The sequence below is a fragment of the Streptomyces sp. URMC 124 genome (assembly GCF_051386455.1).
Classification (GTDB): Bacteria; Actinomycetota; Actinomycetes; order Streptomycetales; family Streptomycetaceae; genus Streptomyces.
The window spans coordinates 1-7,698 of the sequence record NZ_JBPQTS010000234.1; the positions used below are offsets into that span (position 1 = coordinate 1).

At 73.3% G+C, this 7,698-nt stretch carries 5 protein-coding genes and 1 pseudogene; 2 read left to right on the top strand and 4 right to left on the bottom strand.

Features of this window, described 5'->3' with window-relative positions; all coding sequences use genetic code 11:
• From ACSNOG_RS30875 to ACSNOG_RS30885, 3 genes and pseudogenes are all read right to left on the bottom strand, one after another.
• Nucleotides 1-354 (bottom strand): annotated as a pseudogene (locus tag ACSNOG_RS30875) (TerD family protein); the annotation flags it as partial.
• Nucleotides 355-481: 127 nt separating this feature from the next.
• Nucleotides 482-3,076: a bifunctional FO biosynthesis protein CofGH gene (locus ACSNOG_RS30880; protein WP_436756005.1), complete on the bottom strand. Its 2,595-nt coding sequence runs from the start codon at nucleotides 3,074-3,076 to the stop codon at nucleotides 482-484.
• Nucleotides 3,077-3,201: 125 nt separating this feature from the next.
• Nucleotides 3,202-4,062: a TIGR03619 family F420-dependent LLM class oxidoreductase gene (locus tag ACSNOG_RS30885; RefSeq protein ID WP_436756006.1), complete on the bottom strand. Its 861-nt coding sequence runs from the start codon at nucleotides 4,060-4,062 to the stop codon at nucleotides 3,202-3,204.
• A gap of 204 nt (nucleotides 4,063-4,266) precedes the next feature.
• On the opposite strand from ACSNOG_RS30885, the gene ACSNOG_RS30890 reads away from it, so the two are divergent.
• On the top strand, nucleotides 4,267-5,811 hold the full coding sequence (locus ACSNOG_RS30890) for a CehA/McbA family metallohydrolase (RefSeq protein ID WP_436756007.1): 1,545 nt from the start codon (nucleotides 4,267-4,269) through the stop codon (nucleotides 5,809-5,811).
• A 248-nt stretch (nucleotides 5,812-6,059) separates the two neighbouring features.
• On the top strand, nucleotides 6,060-6,554 hold the full coding sequence (locus tag ACSNOG_RS30895; protein WP_436756008.1) for a DUF7507 domain-containing protein: 495 nt from the start codon (nucleotides 6,060-6,062) through the stop codon (nucleotides 6,552-6,554).
• Nucleotides 6,555-6,687: 133 nt separating this feature from the next.
• On the opposite strand, the gene ACSNOG_RS30900 is transcribed toward ACSNOG_RS30895, so the two are convergent.
• Nucleotides 6,688-7,566: an NAD(P)H-binding protein gene (locus ACSNOG_RS30900; RefSeq protein WP_436756009.1), complete on the bottom strand. Its 879-nt coding sequence runs from the start codon at nucleotides 7,564-7,566 to the stop codon at nucleotides 6,688-6,690.
• Nucleotides 7,567-7,698: the final 132 nt, after the last annotated feature.

Below are 7,698 nucleotides of genomic sequence, written 5' to 3' on the forward strand. Positions count from 1 at the left end.
TGTACGGGGAGGTGCCGGACGAGCGGCGGGACGCTGCGCTGGCTTCGGACGGGCACCCGCGGCGCCGTGGTGGCCCGGCGGCTGCACGGCGGGCTGGGCGAAGACGGTCGGCTGAGCGTGGGCACCGGCGCCCTGCGGCGGGCCGGGGGGCGTCACCGCGGGCTGGGCGAAGGCGGTGGGCGCCGCGTGGACCCCGCCCGGCGGCGGGGCGACGGCCGGCTGATCAACGGCAGTGGCCTCCGGCCCGCCCCACGCCCCGTTGTGCGGTACGCCCTGCGGCCCGCCCTGCGGGGGCTGCGCCGGGTGCGGCTGCGGAGGCTGGTGGGGCTGCTGAGGATTCTGAGGCCAAGACATGCGGGCCACCCTAGACGGCCCGCGGTTGCCGTCTTGTCGAGGCATCTCGACAAGACGGCAACATTGCCGTGCCCCGGGAGAACCCGCGACGCCCGGTCGCCCAGTCGCCCAGTCGCCCAGTCAGTCCCTAGTCGTCCAAGACCGGCAGCAACTCCGGCAGATGCCCGTCCGAAGCCAGCGCAGCGTCCCGCCGCTCGTCCGGCACCTCCCCGTACACCGTGGTCCGCGCCCGCGCCGGCCGCCCCGCCGCCTCCGCGATGGCGACGAGGTCGCGGATCGAGCGGTACGAGCCGTACGAGGAGCCCGCCATGCGCGAGATGGTCTCCTCCATCAGCGTCCCGCCCAGATCGTTCGCTCCGGAGCGGAGCATCTCCGCCGCCCCGTCCGCGCCGAGCTTGACCCAGCTGGTCTGGATGTTGGTGATGTGCGGGTGGAGCAGCAGCCGGGCCATGGCCGTGACCGCCCGGTTGTCGCGCATGGTCGGCCCGGGGCGCGAGATGCCCGCGAGGTACACGGGCGCGTTGGTGTGGATGAACGGCAGCGTGACGAACTCCGTGAAGCCGCCCGTCTCCCGCTGGATCTCGACGAGCCGGCGGAAGTGCCCGAGCCAGTGCCGCGGCTGGTCGACGTGCCCGTACATCATCGTGGACGAGGACCGGATGCCGAGCTCGTGCGCGGTGCGCACGACCTCGATCCACGTGGCGGCGGGCAGCTTGCCCTTGGTGAGGACCCAGCGGACCTCGTCGTCGAGGATCTCGGCGGCCGTGCCGGGGATGGTGTCGAGCCCGGCTTCCTTGGCCGCAGCCAGCCACTCCCGTACGGACATGCCCGTGCGGGTCGCGCCGTTGACGACCTCCATCGGCGAGAAGGCGTGCACGTGCATGCCCGGCACGCGCTGCTTCACGGCCCGCGCGATGTCGAAGTAGGCCGTGCCGGGCAGGTCGGGGTGGATGCCGCCCTGCATGCAGACCTCGACGGCGCCGACGTCCCACGCCTGGGCGGCGCGGTCGGCGACCTGTTCCAGGGAGAGGGTGTACGCGTCGGCGTCGGTGCGCCGCTGGGCGAAGGCGCAGAAGCGGCAGCCGGTGTAGCAGACGTTGGTGAAGTTGATGTTCCGGGTGACGATGTAGGTGACGTCGTCGCCGACCACGTCCCGGCGCAGGTCGTCGGCGATGCGGCACAGGGCGTCGAGCGCGGGCCCGTCGGCGTGGAGCAGGGCGAGGGCCTGGGGGTCGGTCAGCCGGGTGGGGTCGTCGGCGGCCTGCCGCAGCGCCTCGCGCACGTCGGCGTCGATGCGCTCGGGGGCCATGCCGGGCGCCGCGGCCTCCCGCAGCGCGTCCCAGTCCCCGTACACGTCGTCGAAGTCGTCGCGCCGGTCGGCGGTGCGGCCCTCGGTGTCGATCGCGCGGTGCAGCTCGGTGCGGCCGGAGGGGACGAAGACGTCTTCGGGCTCCTGCCAGGGCAGGCCCTTGACGTCGGCGTGCTCGTTCGCGAGCCCGGTCTCCGGGTCGGCCAGGGCGCGTACGTGCGGCAGCACGCGCGGGTCGAGCCAGGGCTCGCCGCGCTGCACGAACTCGGGGTAGACGGCGAGGCGTTCCCGCAGCCGAAAGCCGGCGGCTGCGGAGCGCTCGGCCAGCTCGTCGATCCGAGGCCAGGGCCGCTCGGGGTTGACGTGGTCCGGCGTGACCGGGGAGACGCCGCCCCAGTCGTCGATGCCGGCGCCGATGAGCCGCTCGTACTCGCCGGCCACGAGGTTGGGCGGCGCCTGGAGGCAGGCGGAGGGGCCCATGATGTGCCGGGCCACGGCGATGGTGGCGACCAGGTCGTCCAGTTCGGCGTCGGGCATGCCGCGCATCGCCGTGTCCGGCTTGGCGCGGAAGTTCTGCATGATCAGCTCTTGGATACCGTGGTAGGCGCGGGAGACGCGGCGCAGCGCGAACAGCGACTCGGCGCGCTCCTCGTGCGTCTCGCCGATGCCGATCAGCAGGCCGCTGGTGAACGGCACGGAGCTGCGGCCGGCGTCCTCCAGGACGCGCAGCCGGACGGCGGGCTCCTTGTCGGGGGAGCCGTAGTGCGGGCCGCCCGGCTCGCTCCACAGCCGCTCGGCCGTGGTCTCCAGCATCATGCCCATCGAGGCGGAGACGGGCTTGAGCCGCTGGAAGTCCGTCCAGCTCATCGCGCCGGGGTTGAGGTGGGGCAGGAGGCCGGTCTCCTCCAGGATGCGGATGGAGATGGCGCGGACGTAGGCGATGGTGTCGTCGTAACCCGCCGCCTCCAGCCACTCGCGGGCCTCGGGCCAGCGGTCCTCGGGCCGGTCGCCGAGGGTGATCAGCGCTTCCTTGCAGCCCAGCTCGGCGCCGCGCCGGGCGATGGCGAGCACCTCGTCCGGCGACATGAACATCCCGTGCCCCGCGCGGCGCAGTTTGCCGGGGACGGTGGCGAAGGTGCAGTAGTGGCACTTGTCCCGGCAGAGGCGGGTGAGGGGAATGAAGACGCTCTTCGAGTACGTGATGACGCCGGGGCGCCCGGCGGCCTCGAGCCCCGCGTCGCGCACCCGGGCGGCGGACGCACACAGGTCGTCCAGGTCCGCGCCGCGGGCCCGGAGGAGCACGGCGGCCTCGGCGACGTCCAGGGCCACGCCGTCCCGGGCGCGTTTGAGGGCGCGCCGCATGGCGTTGGCGGTCGGTGCGGATCCCTGCGGGGGCTGCGGGGTCGAAGTCATTGTCCGAGCATACGAGCGGGATGCGGCCCGTCCGGAGGAGGTCCGTCCGTCATGTGCTGTGCCGCTCGTCACCTCAGGCGGAGGGCACCTCCGGTGCGGTCGGCGCGGCCGCCGGGCCGCGCCGCTCACAGGAATTCGGCGTGCGCGTCCAGCGCCCGCAGGATCTCCGTCTCGCCCGCCGACGGCAGCCCCACCACGATCTCGTCGAGCCCCAGGTCGGCGAAGTGCGCGAGCTTCCCCGCCGAGGGGTGCACCGCGTACGGGACGACGTGCGGTTCGCCCGGCCGCCCGGCCTCCTGCCAGGCCCGCTGCAGCTGCGGAATCGTCTCCCCGAGCCCGCTGCCGCCGACCGGCATCCAGCCGTCCGCGTACTCCGCGACGTGCGCGAACAGCTTCGGCCCGGCCGCTCCCCCGATCAGGGTGCGCGGCCCGATGAGCGGCGGCACGTCCGCGCCGCGCCGCCGCGGCGTCCGCAGCGGCTTGGGGTGCGCGAAGCTGGCGCTGACCGCGCCGAACTCGCCGCGGTAGCCGGTCGGTTCCTCGGCCCACAGCGCCCGCATCAGGGCCATCCGGTCACGCACCAGATCACGCCGGGTCTTCCACTCGACGCCGTGGTCGGTGGCCTCCTCCACGTTCCAGCCGAAGCCGATGCCCAGCGTCAGGCGACCGCCGCTGAGGTGATCGAGCGTCGCCACCTGCTTGGCGAGGGCGATCGGATCCTGCTGGGCCACCAGCAGGACACCCGTGCCGAGCTCGATCCGCTCGGTGACCGCCGCGGCCTGAGCGAGCGCCACCAGCGGGTCCAGGGCCCGGCCGTACTCGCGCGGCAGCGGGTCGCCCGTGGGCGCCGGCGTCTCCCGGCTGACCGGGATGTGCGTGTGCTGCGGCAGGTACAGCCCGTCGAAGCCCCGCTGCTCCAGCTCGCTCGCGAGCCGGACCGGGCTGATCGTCTCGTCGGTGAGGAAGACCGTGGTTGCGATCCGCACGGGGCGGCACCTCCTTGCGTCCTGCGTGACCCAGCGCGTCCTGCGGGGAATGGGCCTCACCGTAAGCCCAAACGGGCCCCGCGGGCCCCCGGCGGGGCGGTGCCGCCATACGAATGTCGCAATCGTGGTCCTTCCTGTACCCCTGCGCGCCGCCCGGGCGTACAACAGTGCCCCCCGAAGAGCCCCTTCCACGGGAGGACAGCGATGAAGCGGACGAAGCGGACGGAGCCGGGGCGGCGACCGGACCGGCGCACGGTGCTCGCGGCTGTCACGGGCGCGGCGGCGGTGCTTACCCTCGATACCGTGACGTTCGCGAGCACCGGGGACGGCCCCGAGGGTCGGACCGTGACCCGCAAGGTCTCCGGGCGGCTCCCGGCCGGAGCGCCCGACTACGTCTACCTGCCCGTGGACGTGCCCCCGGGCGTGCGCGAAATCGCCGTCTCGTACGCGTACGACAGACCGGCCGTCCCCGCGGGCACCCAGGGCAACGCCTGCGACATCGGCATCTTCGACGAGCGCGGCACCGCGCTGGGCGGCGCGGGCTTCCGCGGCTGGTCCGGGGGCGCCCGGACCGAGTTCGCGATCAGCGCCGAGCGCGCCACGCCCGGCTACCTGGCCGGCCCCGTGCGGCCCGGCACCTGGCACGTCGTCCTCGGCCCGTACACGGTCGCCCCGCAGGGCCTGGCGTACGAGGTGACGGTGACGCTGCGGTACGGGCAGACGGGTGCCACCCCGCGCCCGGTGTACCCGCCGCAGCGGGCGCGGGGCCGCGGCCGCGGCTGGTACCGCGGCGACAACCACCTCCACAGCGTCCACTCCGACGGCAAGCGCACCCCCGCCGAGATCGCGGCCGCGGCGCGGGCGGCCGGCCTGGACTGGATCACGACGACGGAACACAACACGACGTCGGCGCACGGCGCGTGGGAGGGGCTGTGGGATGACGACCTCCTGATCCTCACGGGAGAAGAGGTCACCACGCGCAACGGCCACATGGTCGCCCTCGGCACGGACCCCGGCGTCTTCATCGACTGGCGCTACCGCGCCCGCGACGCCGCCTTCGGCCGCTTCGCCCGCGCCGTCCACCGCGCGGGCGGCCTCGTCGTCCCCGCCCACCCGTACGGGACCTGCGTCGGCTGCAACTGGAAGTTCGGCTACGAGGACGCGGACGCGGTGGAGGTGTGGAACGGCCCGTTCACGCCGGACGACGAGATGGCGGTCGCGACGTGGGACGCGATGCTGGTCGCGTCGGTACGCCACGGCGACCGCCGCTGGCTGCCGGCCATGGGCAACAGCGACGCCCACCGCGAGCCCCAGGTCGTCGGGCTGCCGCAGACGGTGGTCCGGGCGGACGGGCTCACGCGCGAGGCACTGCTGGCGGGCATCCGCGCCGGACGGAGCTGGATCGCGGAGTCGTCGGCGGTGGGGCTGTCCTTCACCGCGACGGGCGCCCGCGGCGAACACGCAGACATCGGCGACCGCCTCCCGGCCGACCGGAACACACCGGTGACCCTCCGCCTGGACGTCTCGGGCATCCCGGAAGGCTGCACGGCAACGTTCGTGACGGACCAGGGCCGGCTGTACGAGACACCACTGCCGGCCTCGGGCAGGGGAACGGCCGAGTGGCACACGACGCCTTCGTACGCGGCGTACGTGAGGGCCGAGGTACGGAGGAGGGCTCCGAGCGGCTCTGAGCTGCCGGGGCCGATGGTGGCGATGACGAATCCGGTGTTCCTGGGAGCGCAGGCCTAGATCGAACACAAGCCGCACAAGAAAGGCCCGCTCAACCTTTCGTGGCAACAGCCGAGTTGGGCCCATTCGTGGGCATAGAGTCACTCCCGGCGCTCCGAGAGCGCCCCCCTTCAAGAGGTCCCGACATCGGGATGGCGAAGCGGGCGTTGGCCTGAGGGACCGTTCACCCCATGGGGCGGTTTACGGGTAACGCTCATGGTCCGGTGCAAGCCTTCTCCCCACTGAATGCGTGCAGGGAGGGGACCGTCTTGCCTGATCGTCTGCCCAGAGTTCTGACCCTCGTCGCCTTTTTGGTGGGCGTGGGGGTGATCACCGGTGCCGCGATGGTGCCGGCGTCGCCGTTCGACACCATGGCGACGTCCATCAGAATCGCCAAGAGCGCCGACCGGGCGACGGCGCGCCCCGGCGACACGGTCACCTACACCGTGACGGTGACCAACACCGGGACGACCGCGATCGACGGCGCCGCGATCTCCGACGACCTGTCGGACGTCGTGGACGACGCCGAGCTCACCTCCACCTCGGCCGACAGCGGCACGGCGCGGTTCTCCTCCCCCACGTTGCAGTGGCAGGGCGACCTGCCCTCCGGCGCCAAAGCAACGATCCACTACTCGGTGCGGCCGGCCGACCCCCGGACGGGCGACGGCCGCCTCACCGGCCGGATCACCTCCACGACAGAGGGCAACAACTGCCCGCCGGGCAGCCCGGACCCGGCCTGCACGTCCAGCCTGCCGGTCTCATAGGGGCGCATACGGCGCACACGGCACACACGGCGCGCAGGGAGCGCCGGGCCCGCTGCGACAGCGTCGCCGTGTGCGACTCAAGCAGAAGAACAGCCCCGCCTTCGTACTTCATCACCCCGCCACGTCCTGGGCGTCATTCGTCCGCGAGGTCCGGTCCGGGCGCCGGCCGGGGTAGGGCGGAGTCCAAGTACTGCTCGAACGTGACCGTGCCGACCGCCCGGTCCGGGGCGAGGTTGCCGCCTGCACGGAGAGTGCGGGCGATCCTGCCCGGCAGCCGTAGCGGCACCACACGCCGCCGCAGGCCCAACGCGCGGAGCGTGGCGGCCGCGAGGTCGCGGGCGTCCCGCACCTCGGGGCCCGCCATGTCGGGCACCCGGCCCGCCGGGGCGCCCCGGACGAGCTCCACCAAGCGGTCGGCGACCTCCGCCACCTCGATCGGCTGGGCACGCGTGCCGCTCAGCGTCAGCACCACCGGCAGCCGGCGCTGCACCGTGGTCAGGGTCGCCACGAGGTCGTGGAACTGCGTGGTGCGCAGGATGGTCCACGGCAGCCCCGACGACCGGATGATCCGTTCCGCCTCCCGCTTCGACCGGTAGTACGGCAGCGGCACGACGTCGATGCCGACGATCGAGATGTAGACGAGGTGCGGGCTCGGACTCCCGGCCCGCCGCGCGGCCTCGACCAGCCGCCGGGTCGCCACCACGTCGTTGCGGGCATTGGTCGCACAGTGCACCACGGCCCGCACCCCGGCGAGGGCGGCATCCAGCCCCGTCCTCTTGGCGAGGTCACCGACGGCCCACTCGTACGGGCCTTGGTCGCTCACCGGCCGCGCCCGACGGCTCAACACCCGCGCGCTCATGCCTTCGGCAAGGAGCCGCGCGACGACGATACGCCCGAGCGTGCCTGTGCCGCCGGTTACGAGGACCGGCTTGTCCGCGATGGGCTCGTCCGCGATCGGCTCGTCCGCGATCGGCTCGTTCACGATCGGCTCGTTCGCGATCGGCTCGTCCATTGCTCGCCTACCTTCACGCCTGACGGTGCTGTCAGGAGTTAGGACACGCTGGGGCGCCCGGGTGTGACATGCCTTGGCTGGGTTCCGTGGGCCGGGTGCGGGTCAGAACAGGCTGGCAGCAGGGGGAGGGGT

What these genes read in the sequence shown, in the direction of transcription:
- ACSNOG_RS30880 (WP_436756005.1), bottom strand. Translation starts at nt 3,076, where the DNA reads ATGACTTCGACCCCGCAGCCCCCGCAGGGATCCGCACCGACCGCCAAC.
- ACSNOG_RS30900 (WP_436756009.1), bottom strand. Translation starts at nt 7,566, where the DNA reads ATGGACGAGCCGATCGCGAACGAGCCGATCGTGAACGAGCCGATCGCG.
- ACSNOG_RS30890 (WP_436756007.1), top strand. Translation starts at nt 4,267, where the DNA reads ATGAAGCGGACGAAGCGGACGGAGCCGGGGCGGCGACCGGACCGGCGC.